General features: G+C 63.2%; 13 protein-coding genes and 1 pseudogene. 3 read left to right on the top strand and 11 right to left on the bottom strand.

From position 1 onward, the window contains the following. The 11 genes and pseudogenes from X727_RS1000000169835 to puuE form a co-directional block, all read right to left on the bottom strand. A pseudogene (locus X727_RS1000000169835) lies at window positions 1-170 on the bottom strand (helix-turn-helix domain-containing protein); the annotation flags it as partial. A gap of 288 nt (window positions 171-458) precedes the next feature. Further along, on the bottom strand, window positions 459-1,298 hold the full coding sequence (locus tag X727_RS142370; protein ID WP_023746353.1) for an alkaline phosphatase family protein: 840 nt from the start codon (window positions 1,296-1,298) through the stop codon (window positions 459-461). Between the two features lie 64 nt (window positions 1,299-1,362). After that, window positions 1,363-3,018, bottom strand: coding sequence for an ABC transporter ATP-binding protein (locus tag X727_RS142375; protein WP_023683485.1), 1,656 nt, complete (start codon window positions 3,016-3,018; stop codon window positions 1,363-1,365). Then, a complete protein-coding gene (locus X727_RS142380; protein WP_023746352.1) occupies window positions 3,018-3,842 on the bottom strand; it encodes an ABC transporter permease in 825 nt (274 codons plus the stop codon). The genes X727_RS142375 and X727_RS142380 overlap by 1 nt, the downstream gene beginning before the upstream one ends. 9 nt (window positions 3,843-3,851) lie before the next feature. Continuing rightward, entirely contained in the window at window positions 3,852-4,811 is a 960-nt protein-coding gene (locus X727_RS142385) for an ABC transporter permease (protein ID WP_023671388.1), read from the bottom strand. A gap of 16 nt (window positions 4,812-4,827) precedes the next feature. Next, window positions 4,828-6,414 (bottom strand): ABC transporter substrate-binding protein, encoded by a 1,587-nt coding sequence (locus X727_RS142390; RefSeq protein ID WP_023671387.1) that lies wholly within the window; start codon window positions 6,412-6,414, stop codon window positions 4,828-4,830. A gap of 154 nt (window positions 6,415-6,568) precedes the next feature. Continuing rightward, complete coding sequence (locus X727_RS142395; RefSeq protein ID WP_023834816.1) at window positions 6,569-8,554, bottom strand: CocE/NonD family hydrolase; 1,986 nt, start codon at window positions 8,552-8,554, stop codon at window positions 6,569-6,571. Window positions 8,555-8,651: 97 nt separating this feature from the next. Beyond that, complete coding sequence (locus X727_RS142400) at window positions 8,652-9,245, bottom strand: nucleoside deaminase (RefSeq protein ID WP_023834815.1); 594 nt, start codon at window positions 9,243-9,245, stop codon at window positions 8,652-8,654. Window positions 9,246-9,248: 3 nt separating this feature from the next. Beyond that, the gene (locus tag X727_RS142405) at window positions 9,249-9,749 is read right to left on the bottom strand and encodes an ureidoglycolate lyase (RefSeq protein ID WP_023834814.1); all 501 of its coding nucleotides are present in this window, start codon (window positions 9,747-9,749) and stop codon (window positions 9,249-9,251) included. Further along, complete coding sequence (locus X727_RS142410; protein ID WP_023714578.1) at window positions 9,746-10,609, bottom strand: bifunctional allantoicase/(S)-ureidoglycine aminohydrolase; 864 nt, start codon at window positions 10,607-10,609, stop codon at window positions 9,746-9,748. Before X727_RS142410 ends, X727_RS142405 begins: the two co-directional genes overlap by 4 nt. Before the next feature lie 26 nt (window positions 10,610-10,635). Further along, window positions 10,636-12,054 carry an allantoinase PuuE gene (puuE, locus tag X727_RS142415; RefSeq protein WP_023834813.1) on the bottom strand — a complete coding sequence of 473 codons (1,419 nt, stop codon included), beginning with the start codon at window positions 12,052-12,054 and terminating at the stop codon, window positions 10,636-10,638. A gap of 184 nt (window positions 12,055-12,238) precedes the next feature. Here puuE and uraH point away from each other — a divergent pair, with 184 nt between their 5' ends. Genes uraH through xdhB form a run of 3 tightly spaced genes read left to right on the top strand, consistent with a single transcriptional unit; the run spans window position 12,239 to window position 16,464 of the window. Next, on the top strand, window positions 12,239-12,613 hold the full coding sequence (gene uraH, locus X727_RS142420) for a hydroxyisourate hydrolase (protein ID WP_023694734.1): 375 nt from the start codon (window positions 12,239-12,241) through the stop codon (window positions 12,611-12,613). Window positions 12,614-12,616: 3 nt separating this feature from the next. Next, the gene (gene xdhA, locus X727_RS142425) at window positions 12,617-14,098 is read left to right on the top strand and encodes a xanthine dehydrogenase small subunit (protein WP_023834812.1); all 1,482 of its coding nucleotides are present in this window, start codon (window positions 12,617-12,619) and stop codon (window positions 14,096-14,098) included. Further along, window positions 14,098-16,464, top strand: coding sequence for a xanthine dehydrogenase molybdopterin binding subunit (xdhB, locus tag X727_RS142430; RefSeq protein ID WP_023834811.1), 2,367 nt, complete (start codon window positions 14,098-14,100; stop codon window positions 16,462-16,464). The genes xdhA and xdhB overlap by 1 nt, the downstream gene beginning before the upstream one ends. Window positions 16,465-16,481 lie beyond the last annotated feature (17 nt).

Here is a 16,481-nt window from a genome sequence, read left to right as displayed (position 1 = left end):
CGTGCAAACCCTCAGGCCCAAACGTCCGATAGCGTCCTAGCCATTTGTAGCCGTTCTTGCGTGAGATCCCGTAGGGCCGCACAAAGCGCAACCATCGTCTCATCCCCAGAAAGACACTCCACAACAAACCGTAGCCGCTCGTCCATGATGCCAGTCTCTCGCCAAACCATCGCCGGTCCTCCGGCGGACAAGAAAACTGTCACCCATGCTATCGGTCCATTCTGTTACCTATCTATCCGGTTCGGACACCGGCATCCTCTCCCCGTATAGTGACGGGGAGAGGGGCGCGGTCATCGCCGTTTCGCCAATCGCCANCGGTCCTCCGGCGGACAAGAAAACTGTCACCCATGCTATCGGTCCATTCTGTTACCTATCTATCCGGTTCGGACACCCTTACCCTCTCCCCGTATAGTGACGGGGAGAGGGGGTAGCGAACGGCGGCTCAGCGACGACCTCCGTCACCCCAAAAACGGCTTAGCCTTCATGGTCTCCGGCACCGGCACACCCAGCCGCTTCAGCACCGTCGGCGCCAGTTGCAGCTGATCAAGCAGCGTGTCCGGATCCGGCCCTTTGCCGGCTCCGAAATAATACAGCGCGAAATCCTGCATTTCATCGTCACGGCCGCCATGGTGGCCGCGGTCTGTCTGGCCGTGGTCGGCGGTTACGATCACCTCGTAACCGGCTTGCCGCCAGCCCGGCAGGAAGGCTGCCAGCATGCCGTCCATCGCATAGCAGGCATGGTCCATTTCGTGGCAGTCATGGCCGAAGCGATGGCCCATCGAATCCAGCGTGCAGGTGTGCAGGATCCCGTAGTCGATGGCGTGGCGCCGGGTCAGCTGGGTCAGTGTCGCAAACAGGTCGACATCGCTCGGCGTCATCTGGTTACGGGCATTATAGCCGGTCATGGTGTGGAAGCGACCATGCGTGATGGGTCCGTTGGGCTCGTCGAACTCCATGTCCTCGATCAGGTCGAACGGATAGGAGCGGAAGAATTCGGACCAGTAGGAGTGCGTCACCGCGCCGGTCTTGCCGCCGGCCTTGCTGACTTCGGAGAAAATATCCGGCTTGTTGACGAGAAACCGGTTTTCGTTGGACAGGATGCCGTGCTCCTGAGGCGAAACCCCGGTGTGAATCGAAGCATAGCAGCAGGCCGAAGTAGACGGCAGCACCGAGCGCATCTTCCACACCTGCGCCTCGCCCGATTGCACCCAGCCTTCGAGATTGCCCATCAGCCGGCGCCAGTTCCGGTAGGGCACGCCATCGAGAATGATGAGCAGCAGTTTGGTCTTGAGCGCCATGGGCGGCTCCGGAAAGCTTTTGCCGTTGAAAGAAGTTTTCGCGACAAAGGCCGCGAATTCCCTACTAATTCCCCGCGCTCGCCATGCGCCGTCCCTTGATCGCCTTTTCCAGCCAGCCGATCTCCATCTCGGGAACGGACGACAGCAGCAGGTCGGTATAGGCGTCGAAGGGCGGCGTCAGCACCTTGCTCTTGGCGCCGTAGCGCACCACCTCGCCGCGGTACATCACCGCGATCGAATCGGCGATCGACTTCACCGTCGCCAGATCGTGGGTGATGAAGAGGTAGGCGACCTTCTCGTGCTGCTGCAGGTTGAGCAGCAGCTTGAGAATGCCGTTGGCCACCAGCGGGTCGAGCGCCGATGTCACCTCGTCGCAGATGATCAGCTTGGGCTTGGCGGCGAGCGAGCGGGCGATACAGACGCGCTGTTTCTGGCCTCCGGAGAGTTCGGCCGGATAACGATCGAGAAAGCCCTTGCCCATCTCGATCTCGTCGAGCAGTTCGGCGACGCGCTTGTCGCGCTCGCGGCCGCGTATGCCGAAGTAGAATTCCAGCGGCCGGCCGATGATGGTGCCGACGGTCTGGCGCGGGTTCATCGCCACGTCGGCCATCTGATAGATCATCTGCAACTGGCGCAGATCCTCCTTCGGCCGGTCGGCAAGCCGGTTGGCGAGCGGCCTGCCATCGAAGGTGACGGTGCCTTCCCCGGGCGGCAACAGCCCGGTGATAGCGCGCGCCAGCGTCGACTTGCCAGAGCCGGATTCACCGACGACCGCCAGCGTCTGTCCCGGATAGATGTCGACCGAGACGTTCTTCAGCACCTTGACGTGGCTGCCGCCGTAAGCGGCGGTGACGTTCTTGACCGACAGGAACGGCGCGGCGCCGGGCTTCTGCTCGGCATGCTCGATCTCATGCACCGAGACCAGCGCATTGGTGTATTCCTGGCGCGGCTCCTTGATGATCTGGCGAGTGCCGCCCCATTCGACCAGCCTGCCATGGCGCAGCACCATGATCTCGTCCGAGACCTGGGCGACGACGGCAAGATCGTGGGTAATGTAGAGCGCAGCGACATGGGTGTCGCGGATGGCGTCCTTGATCGCCGCCAGCACGTCGATCTGCGTCGTCACGTCGAGCGCCGTGGTCGGCTCGTCGAAGACGATCAGGTCAGGTTCCGAACACAGCGCCATAGCCGTCATCACGCGCTGCAACTGGCCGCCTGAGACCTGGTGCGGGAAGCGTTCGCCGATGATTTCGGGGTTCGGCAGGCTGAGCTTCTTGAACAACGCCACGGCACGTTTCTCGGCCTCGGCGCGTGTCGCCGTGCCGTGCAGCAGCGTTGCTTCCACCACCTGGTCCATCAGCTTGTGCGCCGGGTTGAAGGCGGCGGCCGCCGACTGCGCGACATAGCAGACCTCGCGGCCGCGCAATTTGCGGAAACCTTCCTTGCCGCCCTTGAGAATATCGCGGCCGTTGAGCAGCACCTCTCCGCCGGTGATGCGCACGCCGCCACGGCCATAGCCCATCGACGACAGGCCGATGGTCGACTTGCCGGCGCCGGACTCGCCGATCAGGCCGAGCACCTTGCCCTTTTCCAGCGTCAGCGAGACATCGTGGACCAAAACGATGTTCTTCGGCGCCTCGCCGGGCGGAAACACTGTCGCTTCGATGCGCAGATTGCGGATATCGAGCAGCAGGCCGGGCTTTGCTTTTGTGTCAGCCATCACCCGCGTCCTCCCTTCAGGCTTGTCGTGCGGTTGAGCACCCAGTCGGCGACCAGATTGACCGAAATCGCCAGTGCCGCGATCGCCGCGGCGGGAATGAGTGCCGCCCCGATACCGAAGACGATGCCGTCCTTGTTCTCCTTGACCATGCCGCCCCAATCGGCATCCGGCGGTTGCACGCCAAGCCCGAGAAAGGACAGCGTCGACAAGAACAGCACCGCGTAGATGAAGCGCAGGCCAAGTTCCGAGACCAGCGGCGAAAGCGCGTTGGGCAGGATCTCGCGGAAGATGATCCAGCCGCTGCCTTCGCCCCGCAGCTTGGCGGCCTCGACATAATCCATGACGTTGATGTCGACGGCCACCGCGCGCGACAGCCGGTAGACGCGGGTCGAGTCGAGGACGCCCATCACCAGGATCAGCGTCACCAGGTTGGTCGGCAGCACCGAAAGCACGACGAGCGCCATGATCAAGGTCGGGATCGACATCAGCAGATCGACAAGGCGCGACAGCAGCGTGTCGAACCAGCCGCCGAACACCGCCGCCGAAAAGCCGAGGATGGCGCCGAGCGAGAATGACAGCGCGGTGGCCAGCACCGCAATGAACAGCGTGATGCGAGCGCCGTAGATCATGCGCGACAGAAGATCGCGACCGAGATTGTCGGTGCCCAGCAAATGTGCCGCCGTCATCGGTTCCCAGACATCGCCGACGATTTCGGCATTGCCGTACGGTGCGATCAACGGTGCGAAAACTGCCGCCAGCACGAACACAGCCGTCAGCACGATGCCGATCAGCGCGGGGATGGGGATGCGTTTGATGTCGAGCATGCCCGCCGCCTATTTCGGATGTCTGAGGCGCGGATTGGCGACAATCGCCCCGATGTCCGCAATGATGTTGAGGCTGATATAGACGGCGGCGAAGACCAGGCCGACCGCCTGCACCACCGGCACGTCGCGCTTGGTGACGTGGTCGACCAGATATTGTCCCATGCCGGGATAGACGAAGATCACCTCGACCACGACGACGCCGACGATGAGGTAGGCGAGGTTGAGCATGACCACGTTGATGATCGGCGCTATGGCATTGGGGAAAGCATGCTTGCGGATGACGTTGAAGGCCGACAGGCCTTTCAGTTCCGCCGTCTCGACATAGGCCGACTGCATGACGTTGAGGATGGCCGCGCGGGTCATGCGCATCATATGCGCCAGCACAACCAGCGTCAGCGCGGTGGCCGGCAGCGCGATCGCCTGCATGCGCTCACCGAACGGCATGCCGTCATAGACCGTGGAAATGGCCGGGAACCATTGATACTTCACGGCAAAGAAATAGACGAGCACATAGCCGATGAAGAATTCCGGGAAAGATGTCGAGGCGAGCGCCAGGCCGGAGATCAGCTTGTCGACCCAGCCATTGCGGTAACGCACGGCGATCAGGCCGAGGATGATGGCCAGCGGCACGGCCACGATCGCAGCCCAGAAGGCGAGGAACAGCGTGTTCCACAGCCGCCCCTTGATCGACGTGGCAATATCCTGGCCGCTCGACATCGCCGTGCCAAGATCGCCGGTGAGCACACCGCCTAGCCAATGGAAATACCTGATGTAAGCCGGCTGATTCAGGCCGAGCTGCTCGCGCAGATTGGCGAGCGATTCCGGCGTCGCCGACTGTCCGAGAATGGCTTGCGCGACGTCGCCGGGCAGGATCTGGGTGCCGGCGAAGATCAGGACCGAAACGGCCAGCAAGAGGACGATGCCCAGCGCAACGCGCTGGGCCACAAGTTTCACGACGGGTGAGGACATATCCGCAAAGCCGGGCTCAGGCTTCGAGCCAGCACTTCGCCAGCGCGTAGCCGTTCATCAGCTCCTGATGCGGATCGTCTACCCAGCCGCCGACCTTGGCGCCTGTCGCATCGATGAACTGATTGAACATCGGCAGGATCAGGCCGCCCTCGTCGCGCACCAGCACGGCCATGTCGTGGTACATCTGCTTGCGCTTGGTCTCGTCGAGTTCGGCGCGTGCGGCCAGCACCAGCTTGTCGAAGTCCGGACGCTTGAAACGGGTGTCGTTCCAGTCGGCGGTCGACAGATAGGCGGTCGAGTACATCTGGTCCTGGGTCGAGCGGCCGCCCCAATAGGAGGCGCAGAAGGGCTGCTTGTTCCAGACCTCGTTCCAGTAGCCGTCGCCGGGCTCGCGCTTGAGCTCGATCTTGATGCCGGCCTTGGCCGCGCTCTGCTGGAAGAGCTGCGAGGCGTCGACCGCGCCCGGGAAGGCGACGTCGGAGGTGCGCAGCAGCACGGTGCCGTCATGGCCCGACTTCTTGTAGTGGAACTTGGCCTTGTCGGGATCATATTTGCGCTGCTCGATCTCGGAAAACAGCGGATAGGACGAATTGATCGGGAAGTCGTTGCCGAGCGAGCCGTAGCCGCGCAGCACCTTGTTCAGCATCTCTTCGCGGTCGATCGCGAGCTTCAGCGCCATGCGCAGGTCGCTGTTGTCGAAGGGCGCGGTGTTGCAATGCATGATGAAGACGTAGTGGCCGGGGCCGGCATGGTTGCGGATGGTGACGCCCGGTACGCGCTTGATGAGGTCGACGATCTTCGGCTCGACGCGGTTGATCATGTTGACCTGACCGCCCTGCAGGGCCGCCGTGCGCGCGGTCGCGTCGTTGATAACGATGATCTCGATCTGGTCGGCATGGCCCATCTTGTCGGCCTGCCAGTAATTTGCGAAGCGCTCGCCGCCATGGCGCACGCCGGGCTCGTTGGTGGTGACCTTGTAGGGTCCTGCCGAGATGCCGGCATCCGCCTTGTCCTTGCCGCCGTTGGGCTGGACGATGAGGTGGTAGTCGCTGAGGAGATAGGGAAGGTCGGCGTTGGCCTCCTTCAGCGTCAGGACGACTTCCTTGCCACTGGCCTTGATGCTGTCGATGCCTTTCATGTAGCCCAGCGCGCCGGACTTCGATTTTTCATCGGAATGGCGCTCGAGGGTTGCCGCCACATCCTCAGCGGTCACCGTCTTGCCGTTGTGGAATTCGACGCCGTCGCGGATTTTCAGCGTCCACACCTTGGCGTCGTCCGACGAGCCGATCTCTTCGGCGATGCGGTTCTCGAGTTTGCCTTCCGGGGACAGCTCGACGATCAGCTCGCCCCACATCTTGCCAAAGGCGAACGGCACTTGCGTCATGAACAAAGCCGGGTCCAGGCTGTTCGTGGATTCGCCGCCTACGAGGCCGGCCTTCAGCGTGCCGCCCTTGACCGGGCCTTCCGCGCGAGCCGCACTGGAAAGCAGCATATTGGCGAAGGGCGCTGTGACGCCCAGTGCTGCGGCGCGGCCGAGGAAATCACGACGGCTCAGCTTGCCGGACGCAACGCGCCGGCTCAGATATTCGAGTTCGTTGGACATTTGAGTTCCTCACTCTGTTGGTTCGACCTTATGGTCGTTTTTTGCTTGTTGTTACCAAAGGGATATTGACCGGAAGGCAAAGCGGTAAGCAAGACGGAATGCGACATGCCGTGGCGTAAATCGTGCGTCGCAACTGGACCAGTCGCGTGGACGCTCAGAGCAGGTCGCGCGGGATCGTCTCTTCGAAATCGCGTTCGAAAACCAGCGTTTCGCCCTCATAGGCTTCGATTCTGGCGCTGACGACGAAGTTTTGCGCGTCGCTGCGCATTTCAGCCGATGTCTCGGTGCGCACCGACCATCCGTTTCGCGACAAGGTCTGCGTCCAGTGCGTCCGGCCCGAGGCAGACAGCGGGTCGTAGGGATGGATCGTCCAGCTCTCGCGGGCAATGCTGCCATTGGCCAGTCCATGCGCGAGATCGCGCACTTCGCCGAAATCATCCGTGATCGAGAGCGTGACGACACCGGTCTTCTCATCGCGATCGACGTGACGCTCGGAATTCGCTGCACGAACTGTCGCGGTTGCCCAGGGTGTTGCGCCTTCGGGAGACTGGAATGAAGTCTCGTCGCTTTTTGCGAGCGGGCGCAGCGGCAGTCTCAGCGTCGCCGCTGAAAGGTCGAGCCGCACCGGCTCCGGCGACGGCCAGATCATCGGCCAGTAAGCGTTGGAAACAGCGATGCGTAGGCGGTGTCCGGCCGGCACGCGGTAGGCGCACTGGTCGAGAATAACGCGCGCCGAAACCGTTTCGCCCGGCACCAGCGCTTGCGGCTGTTCGTGCGAAGCACGATGCGTCAGGTTGAGCACGCCGTAGGAGATCAGTTCCGAGGCGCCGTCGGGGTGCACGTCGCACAGCCGCACCGCGATGTTCGCCTGCGGGCGATCGGACGACACCCGGATGAGAAGCTCCGGCGCGCCGACGATGTCGAGTGCCTCGGCAAGCACAGGCTGATCGAAGCAGACGGACAGCGCATCGTCCGGGCGCTGGTCGCCGGGCAGTTCCGGGCCAAAGGTGAAGGGAAAATATTCGCCGCCGGCGAGCCCGCAGCTTTGCGGGGTCGCCACGATCGCCGGCCTGACGCCGTCAGCAATGATTTCGATCGCCCCGACCTTGATGTTGGGAGACGGCCATTCCTGTTCGGCCACCCAACGGCCCGGCCGCTCCGGGTGCCAGCGCGCCGGCCGCACACTGTCCATGACATAGGCGCGGTAGTCCGGGTCGGCCTCGACGCCGGTGTCGACGCCCTTCAACCAGTTGTCCCACCAGCGCAACGCCTCCTGCAGGAAGCCGATGGCGGGTTTGGGTTCGGCATAATGCGGGTATTTGTGGATCCATGGCCCGACAATGCCCTTCACCGGCGCCTGGATGTTGGTGACCAGATGCGAGATCGTGTTGCGGTAGCCGTCATGCCAGCCGCCGATCGACAGCACGGCGGCTTTGACGGCGGAGAAATCCTCGCAAATCGAACCGCGTTTCCAATAGGCGTCGCGATGCTGATGGCTGAGCCAGAGCGGCAGAAGGAAAGACTGGTTCTCCAGCCGCGTCAGCCAGAGGTCGCGCCAGCGATTGTCGCCCGCAATCAGCGGATCCGGCGGTCGCGACGAATAGGACAACATGGCCGAGGCCCAGCCGAAATTTTCCGTCAAAAGGCAGCCGCCCTTGTAGTGGATGTCGTCGGCGTAGCGGTCGACGGTCGAGCACAGGCTGATCACCGCCTTCAGCGCTGGCGGCTGCTTGGCCGCTACCTGCAGGCAGTTGAAGCCGCCCCAGGAAATGCCCATCATGCCGACGCTGCCATTGCACCAGGGCTGTGCTGCCGCCCAGGCAATCACATCACAGGCGTCCTGCAATTCCTGTTCGGAATATTCGTCGTCCATCAGCCCTTCGGAATCGCCATTGCCGCGCATGTCGACGCGGATCGAGGCGTAGCCGTGGCCGGCGAAATAGGGATGCGTCAGCTGATCGCGAAAGATGGTGCCGTCGCGCTTGCGGTAGGGCAGGTGCTCGAGGATCGCCGGCACCGGATCGCTGCTGGCGTCCTCCGGCATCCAAACCCGCGCCGACAGCCGGCAACCATCCGGCATGACGATGCCCATATCGGGGAATTCGACGACCTTGCGGGGAAATTCGGTGATGGTTTTCATGCGGGGCTCATAACGCCCCGCTATGCCAAGACTTTCAATCGCCATTCGCGACTGGAGCAGTGAAAAATGCGACCTGGCCGCAGCCTGCTTCACGACCTCAGTTCAGCGGAATCTCGTTTTCGGCCTTGCTGTCCTGATAGACGCCGGAAATCGCGTCGTAGCGGGCGGAAATATTGCCGATCCTTGCCTCCAGCCGGTCGCGCTCGGCCTCGGGCAACGCCCGCACCAGCCTGCGAATGGAAAAACTCTTCCAATAAGCGTTTTCGGCATTGTAGCCGCCGGGATCGAGAGTGAAGACCTCTTTCAGGATTTTCAGATCGTGCGGGATCGCAAAGCTGTCGCGTGAATCCTCGTGGCTGAAGAGGTAGTAGAAATTGTCGAAGCCGGTCCAGGTGATCGCCGACAGGCAGAGCGAGCAGGGCTCATGCGTGGCGATGAAGATGGCGTCCTTGGTGTCGACGCGCTCGGCTTTCGGCATTTCATAGAAACGCTTCAGGCAGTGCACCTCGCCATGCCAGAGCGGATTTTCCATCTCGTTGTTGGTTTCGGCCAGCACCAGCGAGCGGTCGCCCTTCCGCAGGATGGCGGCGCCGAACAGCTTGTTCCCATGGGCCACGCCCTCTGCCGTTTTCGGCACGATGTCGTGCTCGATGACATCGAGCAGGCGGTCGATCAGCGATATGTCGGTCATTTCTCAGGTCTCGTTGGGGAGATGGACTTCGTAGGGGGGCGAGAAATGGAACTCTTCGAGGTTGGAGCCGTCACCTCCGCGGTCGACGATGACGAAATCCTGCGCTTCGCCGAGCGGCGTCAGCACACCGTGCCAGAGATTGCGCGGATAGTTGACGCCTTGCCCGGGTGCGGTGATGAAGGCGTGCGGCTCGCCCGGACCGTCCTTGCCGTCATGGCAGACGACGACCAGGAAAGGCCGCGGTGACAGCGGGATGAACGCCTGGCTGCCTAAGGGATGGCGCTCGACCATGGTCAGCTTCAGCGGCAGGTCGTAAGGCGTGCCGCGCGCCATCGAGATCAGCACGCGGGCATTCGGTCCCGCGGCTTCAGCGGTGGCGAGATCGTGGTAGCGCTCGGTCTTGCCGCCATTGATCGGGTAGTGATTGCCGCCGCCCATGTCGATGACATCGCCGAAGCCGGCAAAGCTTTCGCGGGTCAGCGGCCGCGCTGTGATGCGGGTCACCGCGCGCGACCGCCAATGCCCGCCCCGCCGAGCTTGGCGTGCCGGTTGACGTCCTTGTAAAGGAGATAGCGGAATTTGCCTGGGCCGCCCGCGTAGCAGGCCTGCGGGCAGAAGGCGCGCAGCCACATGAAGTCGCCGGCCTCGACCTCGACCCAGTCCTGGTTGAGGCGGTAGACCGCCTTGCCTTCCAAGACATAGAGCCCGTGCTCCATGACATGCGTCTCGGCAAATGGGATGACGGCGCCAGGCTCGAGCGTAACGATGGTGACATGCATGTCGTGGCGCATGTCGGCTGGATCGACGAAACGGGTCGTCGCCCAGCGACCCTCGGTGCCGGGCATCGGCGTCGGCGCCATTTGCTGGTCACTGCTGAACAAGACTTCCGGCGCGTCGATGCCGTCGACGGCCTCATAGGCCTTCCTGATCCAGTGGAAGCGTACGGCGTCGCGACCTTCGTTGCGCACCGTCCAGCCGCTGTCCGGCGGCAGGAAGGCAAAACCGCCGGCTTGCAGCACGTGCTTCTTGCCGGCCAGCGAAACGGTCAACTCGCCCTCAACCACGAACAGCACGCCCTCGGCGCCGGCGTCCGGCTCGGGCCGGTCGCTGCCGCCGCCGGGCAGGACCTCGACGATGTACTGCGAAAATGTCTCGGCGAAACCCGAAAGCGGCCTGGCGATGATCCAGGCCCTGGTCTCGTCCCAGAACGGCAGTGGGCTGGTGACGATGTCCTGCATCACTCCCTTCGGTATGACGGCATAGGCCTCGGTGAAGACGGCGCGGCCGGTCAAAAGCTCAGTTTGGCCGGGATGGCCGCCATGCGGTGCATAATAGGTTTTCTGGTCAGTCTTGATCATATCCATTGGGTCCTGACCCCTCAGTCATTTCATTAGAGCGGGAGCATGTCTTTCAGGCGGAGCAGCGCGATGCGCTCGACCTGTTTGCAGGCGGTATCGAGTTCTACGCCACGGCTGTTGCCGATGCGCGCCTCGAACTCGGCGAGGATCTCCTCCTTGGTCTTGCCCCGCACCGCGATGATGAAGGGAAAGCCGAAGGTGGTGACGTAAGCGGCGTTGAGCTTGGAAAACAGCTCGCGCTCCTTGTCGGTCAGCGCGTCGAGGCCGGCGGAGGCCTGCTCGCGTGTGGATTCCGCAGTGAGGCGTCTCGCTTCGGCCAGTTTGCCAGCGAGATCGGGATGGGCGTTGAGGACGCCGATCCGCTCGGTTTCGCTGGCGGCGCGGAAGACGCGGCAGAGCGCATTGTGCAGGCCGCCGGCGCTGTCATGCGCCGGCCCAAGCTCGAGTTCATAGGCACGTTCCGCGATCCAGGGCGAATGTTCGAACACGCCGCCGAAAGTGTCTACGAAGGTTTCGAACTCCATCTTCGACGGCTTGAGCGCCGCCGGCTGGTAGGGGTGGTTCTCCTGCCAGTGCCTGGCGATATCGATGCGCCGCGCCAGCCAGACCTTGTCGTGCGATCTGACATAGTCGACGAAGCGCTTCAGCGCCGCCACCCGACCAGGACGTCCGACGAGGCGGCAATGCAGGCCGATATTCATCATCCGCGGCCGGCCCGCTTTGCCCTCGGCATAGAGCGTGTCGAAACTGTCCTTCAAATAGGAGAAGAACTGGTCGCCGGAATTGAATCCCTGCGGCGTGGCGAAACGCATGTCGTTGGCATCGAGCGTGTAGGGGATGACGAGTTGCGCGCCGCCGCTGTGCTCGAACCAGTAGGGCAGTTCGTCGTCATAAGTGTCCGACACATAGTCGAAGCCGCCCTCTTCGGCCACCAACCGCACCGTATTGACCGAGGTGCGGCCGGTGTACCAGCCGGTCGGCCGTTGGCCCGTCACCTCGTAGTGCAGCTTGATCGCCGCTTCGAGGTCGCGGCGCTCGTCCTCGGCGCTGTGGTCGCGGTAGTCGATCCATTTCAGGCCGTGCGAGGCCATTTCCCAGCCGGCCTCCTGCATCGCCGCCACCTGGTCGGGCGACCGGGCTAATGCTGAGGCGACCCCGTAGCAGGTCACCGGCACTTGCGCCTCGCTGAACAGGCGCAGCAGCCGCCAGAAGCCTGCCCGCGCGCCATATTCGTAGATCGATTCCATGTTCCAGTGGCGCTGGCCGACCCAGGGCGCGGCGCCGACGATTTCCGACAGGAAGGCTTCCGAGGCCTTGTCGCCGTGCAGCACGCAGTTCTCGCCGCCTTCCTCGTAGTTGACGACGAATTGGACGGCCACATGCGCACCGCCCGGCCATTTCGGATCCGGCGGATTGGCTCCGTAGCCGCGCATGTCTCTAGAGTAACGCATTGCCCCTCCCCGCCGGACGCTGCCGGAAGTTATGATCAGGATAGTCGAAAGGGTTGCTCGCGCATTCCCCCGAAATTTTTGAAAGTGTTTTTGTGCCACTCCGCTCGACCGGGACTTATGCATCGCCTTTAATTGGCGCACAATTCACTGCTTTGTTCGGCTGTATCGGAAATGGGAGGCGCCAGTGGCAGAAACGTCGAAAGCCGATGGCGGACGTCTGACGACGCATGTGCTCGACACCGCGACCGGCAAGCCGGCGGCGGGCCTGTCGATCGCGCTTTATCATCTTGAGAGCGACGCGCGGATACATTTGAAGACCGTCGTCACAAATGCCGACGGCCGCTGCGATGCGCCGCTGCTGGCAGGAGCGGAATTCCGCCTTGGAGAATACGAACTGGTGTTCGCCGCCGGTGACTATCTACGCGGCCAGGGCACCAAACTGCCGGAACCGGCCTTCCTCGACAGTGTGCCGATCCGCTTCGGCATGGCGGAATCCGTGCATTATCACGTGCCGTTGCTTATCTCTCCTTATGGCTACTCGACCTACAGGGGGAGCTGACGCATGGCCAAGATCACCATACGCAACGAGATCCGCTTCATCCTCAATGGCAGGGATGTCGCGCTGTCGTCGGTGGCGCCCGACGCGACCTTGCTCGACTGGTTGCGGCTCGACCGCTCGCTGCGCGGCACCAAGGAAGGCTGCGCCGAGGGCGATTGCGGCGCCTGCACGGTGCTGGTCGGAAAATTGTCCGCCGGCAAGCTGGTTTATGAAAGCGTCAATGCCTGCATCCGCTTCCTGGGCTCGCTCGACGGCACCCATGTCGTCACCGTCGAGCATCTGCGCGGCGCGCCTGGCCAATTGCATCCGGTGCAGCAGGCGATGGTCGATTTCCACGGTTCGCAATGCGGCTTCTGCACGCCGGGCTTCGTCATGTCGCTCTACGGCCTGTGGATGAAGTCGCCGGACCCGTCGAATGCCGCGATCGAAAAGGCCTTGCAAGGCAATCTTTGCCGCTGCACCGGCTATGAGGCAATCATGCGCGCCGCGCGTGCCATCTCCAGCTACGGCAATGCGGCGAAGGATCCGCTGGCGGCCGAGCGCAAGGCGATCACCGCCAGGCTCGAGGCTATGCATGACGGTGCCCGCGTCGAAATCGGCGCCGGCAAGCAGCGGCTGGTTGTGCCGGCTGACGTCGACGATTTCGCCGCTGTACTGGACAAGGAGCCCGGCGCCACTGTTGTCGCCGGCTCGACCGACGTCGGCCTGTGGGTCACCAAGCACATGCGCGACATCTCACCGGTAGTCTTCATCGGCAATCTCGAGGGGCTGTGCGCGATCTCCGAAGACAATGACGTCATCACCATCGGCGCCGGCGTCACCTACACCGACGCCTTCGCGACACTGGCCAAGCGCATCCCCGCGCTCGGGCCATTGTTCGACCGCATCGGCGGCGAACAGGTACGAAACATGGGCACCATCGGCGGCAACATCGCCAATGGCTCGCCGATCGGCGACACGCCGCCGCCCCTGATCGCGCTTGGTGCGCAACTGACGCTGCGCCGCGGCAAGAAGCGGCGCACCATCGCGCTCGAGGATTTCTTCATCGCCTATGGCAAGCAGGACCGGCAGCCAGGCGAATTCGTCGAGGCCGTGCACGTTCCCGTGCCGGCCAAGGGCACGAAGTTTGCCGTCTACAAGATCACCAAGCGCCGCGACGAGGACATCACCGCAGCCCTTGGCGCCTTTTTCCTCGACTTGGCCAAGGACGGAACCGTGGCCGATATATGCATCGCCTATGGCGGCATGGCGGCCACCCCGAAGCGGGCTTTCGGTGTCGAAAAAGCGCTGCTCGGCAAGCCGTGGACGGAGACGACGGTGGAAGCGGCCATGGCTGAATATGCCGGCGATTTCACCCCGCTGACCGATATGCGGGCATCGGCCGAATACCGGGCGCTGGCGGCCAGGAACCTGCTGCTGCGCTTTTTTGCCGAAACCAGCGGCAGCAAGGCGCCGTTCCAGGTGTCGCGCAACGAGGCGGCCTGATGAACAAGCACGCCTCTCCAGATCTCAAGGCGCAGAAGATTTCCGGTGGCGTCGCCGCCGACCAGCGCCACGATTCCGCGCACAAGCATGTCAGCGGCAGCGCGGTCTATATCGACGATATGCCGGAACCGGCGGGCATGCTGCATGGCTGCCTCGGCCTGTCCACGGCGACGCATGCGACGATCAGCAAAATGGATCTGTCGGCGGTGCGCGCGGCGCCGGGCGTCGTCGATGTGCTGACGGCCAAGGACGTTCCGGGCGAAAATGACATCTCGCCGACCGGCCGCCACGACGAGCCGGTGCTGGCCGACGACAAGGTGCAGTTTTATGGTCAGCCGATCTTCTGCGTTATTGCCAAGACGCGCGAACAGGCGCGCCGCGCCACCCGGCTGGCCAAGGTCGAATACAGTCCATTGCCTTTCGTCACCGACATTGGCGACCTCGACCCCCGCAAGGACAAGCTGGTCACGCCGCCGCTCACGCTGAAGCGTGGCGATGCCGCTGCCGCGATCAAGGCGGCGCCGCGCCGGCTGAAGGGCAAGATGCGCATCGGCGGCCAGGAGCATTTCTATCTCGAAGGCCATATCGCCGTGGCCATCCCCGGCGAAGACCAGGACGTCACCATCTATTCCTCGACCCAGCATCCGAGCGAAGTCCAGCATATGGTCAGCCATGCGCTGGGCGTGCCGAGCAACGCCATCACAGTGGAAATCCGCCGCATGGGTGGCGGCTTCGGCGGGAAGGAGACGCAAGGCAACCAGTTTGCGGCATTGGCTGCGATCGCCGCCAAGAAACACCATCGCGCGGTCAAGATCCGGCCCGACCGTGACGACGACATGATTGCCACCGGCAAGCGCCATGACTTCCTCGTCGACTACGAAGTAGGTTTCGACGACGCCGGCAACATTCTTGGCGTCGACTTCATGTTCGCGGCGCGTTGCGGCTTTTCATCGGACCTGTCCGGCCCGGTCACCGACCGCGCGCTGTTCCATTGCGACAACACCTATTTCTGGCCGGCGGTGCATGCGCAATCGGCGCCGCTTTACACCAACACCGTGTCGAACACGGCGTTTCGCGGCTTCGGCGGCCCGCAAGGCATGGTCGGCGCCGAACGCGTCATCGACGAGGTTGCCTTTGCCGTCGGCAAGGACCCGCTCGAAATCCGCAAGCAGAATTTTTATGGCACCAGTGGTGATAAAGACGGGGGCCGCAACGTCACCCCGTATCACCAGACGGTCGAGGACAACATCATCCACCGCATCGTCGCCGAGCTGGAGGCGAGCGCCGACTATGCGGGGCGCCGCCGCATCATCCAGGCCTTCAACGCCAACAGCCGCTTCATCAAGCGCGGCCTGGCGCTGACGCCGGTCAAATTCGGCATCTCTTTCACGGCCACCCACTACAACCAGGCCGGCGCGCTGGTGCATGTCTATACCGACGGTTCGGTGCATCTGAATCACGGCGGCACCGAGATGGGGCAAGGCCTCTACGTCAAGGTGGCGCAGGTGGTGGCGGAAGAGTTCCAGATCGACCTCGACCAGGTCAAGATCACCGCGACGACCACCGGCAAGGTGCCCAACACTTCGGCCACCGCGGCGTCGTCCGGCACCGACCTCAACGGCATGGCGGCGCAGAACGGCGCCCGCCAGATCAAGGAACGGCTGACCGACTTCGCCGCCGAAAAATACCAGGTGCCGCGCGAGCAGGTGCTTTTCCTGCCCAACCGGGTGCGCATCGGCAACCAGGAGATCGCCTTCACCGACCTTGTCAAGCAGGCCTATATGGCCCGCATCCAACTGTCGGCGGCGGGTTTTTACAAGACGCCGAAAATCCACTGGAACCGTGACAAGGGCGAGGGCCATCCGTTCTATTATTTCGCCTATGGCGCCTCGTGCTCGGAAGTCTCGGTCGACACGCTGACCGGCGAATATGTCGTCGAGCGCACCGACATATTGCATGAAACCGGCCGCTCGCTGAACCGCGCCATCGATCTCGGCCAGATCGAGGGCGGCTTCATCCAGGGCATGGGCTGGCTGACGACGGAGGAGCTGTGGTGGGACGACAAGGGCCGGCTGCGCACGCATGCGCCGTCGACCTACAAGATCCCGCTCGCGTCCGACCGGCCGAAGATATTCAACGTCACGCTGGCCGACTGGCCGGAGGCCAACGAGCCGACGGTGCACCGTTCCAAGGCGGTCGGCGAACCGCCCTTCCCGCTCGGCATGTCTGTGCTGCATGCGCTGTCGGACGCGGTGGCAAGTGTGGCCGATCATAAGGTCTGTCCGCGTCTCGACGCTCCTGCAACACCAGAACGGGTGCTGATGGCGATCGAACGGTTGAAGGGTGAAGCCGAGAATAGCGCCTGACTCTGACCTGGATTCTG

It is taken from the genome of Mesorhizobium sp. L103C105A0 (assembly GCF_000502215.1).
GTDB lineage: Bacteria > Pseudomonadota > Alphaproteobacteria > Rhizobiales > Rhizobiaceae > Mesorhizobium.
The sequence above is the reverse complement of the archived record's forward strand: the minus strand, read 5'-3'. Positions and strand labels throughout refer to the sequence as shown.

Bases quoted from the DNA above. Each gene is read 5' to 3' on its own strand.
- X727_RS142370 (WP_023746353.1), bottom strand. From the start codon at position 1,298: ATGGCGCTCAAGACCAAACTGCTGCTCATCATTCTCGATGGCGTGCCC.
- X727_RS142375 (WP_023683485.1), bottom strand. From the start codon at position 3,018: ATGGCTGACACAAAAGCAAAGCCCGGCCTGCTGCTCGATATCCGCAAT.
- X727_RS142380 (WP_023746352.1), bottom strand. From the start codon at position 3,842: ATGCTCGACATCAAACGCATCCCCATCCCCGCGCTGATCGGCATCGTG.
- X727_RS142385 (WP_023671388.1), bottom strand. From the start codon at position 4,811: ATGTCCTCACCCGTCGTGAAACTTGTGGCCCAGCGCGTTGCGCTGGGC.
- X727_RS142390 (WP_023671387.1), bottom strand. From the start codon at position 6,414: ATGTCCAACGAACTCGAATATCTGAGCCGGCGCGTTGCGTCCGGCAAG.
- X727_RS142395 (WP_023834816.1), bottom strand. From the start codon at position 8,554: ATGAAAACCATCACCGAATTTCCCCGCAAGGTCGTCGAATTCCCCGAT.
- X727_RS142400 (WP_023834815.1), bottom strand. From the start codon at position 9,245: ATGACCGACATATCGCTGATCGACCGCCTGCTCGATGTCATCGAGCAC.
- X727_RS142410 (WP_023714578.1), bottom strand. From the start codon at position 10,609: ATGGATATGATCAAGACTGACCAGAAAACCTATTATGCACCGCATGGC.
- puuE (WP_023834813.1), bottom strand. From the start codon at position 12,054: ATGCGTTACTCTAGAGACATGCGCGGCTACGGAGCCAATCCGCCGGAT.
- xdhA (WP_023834812.1), top strand. From the start codon at position 12,617: ATGGCCAAGATCACCATACGCAACGAGATCCGCTTCATCCTCAATGGC.
- xdhB (WP_023834811.1), top strand. From the start codon at position 14,098: ATGAACAAGCACGCCTCTCCAGATCTCAAGGCGCAGAAGATTTCCGGT.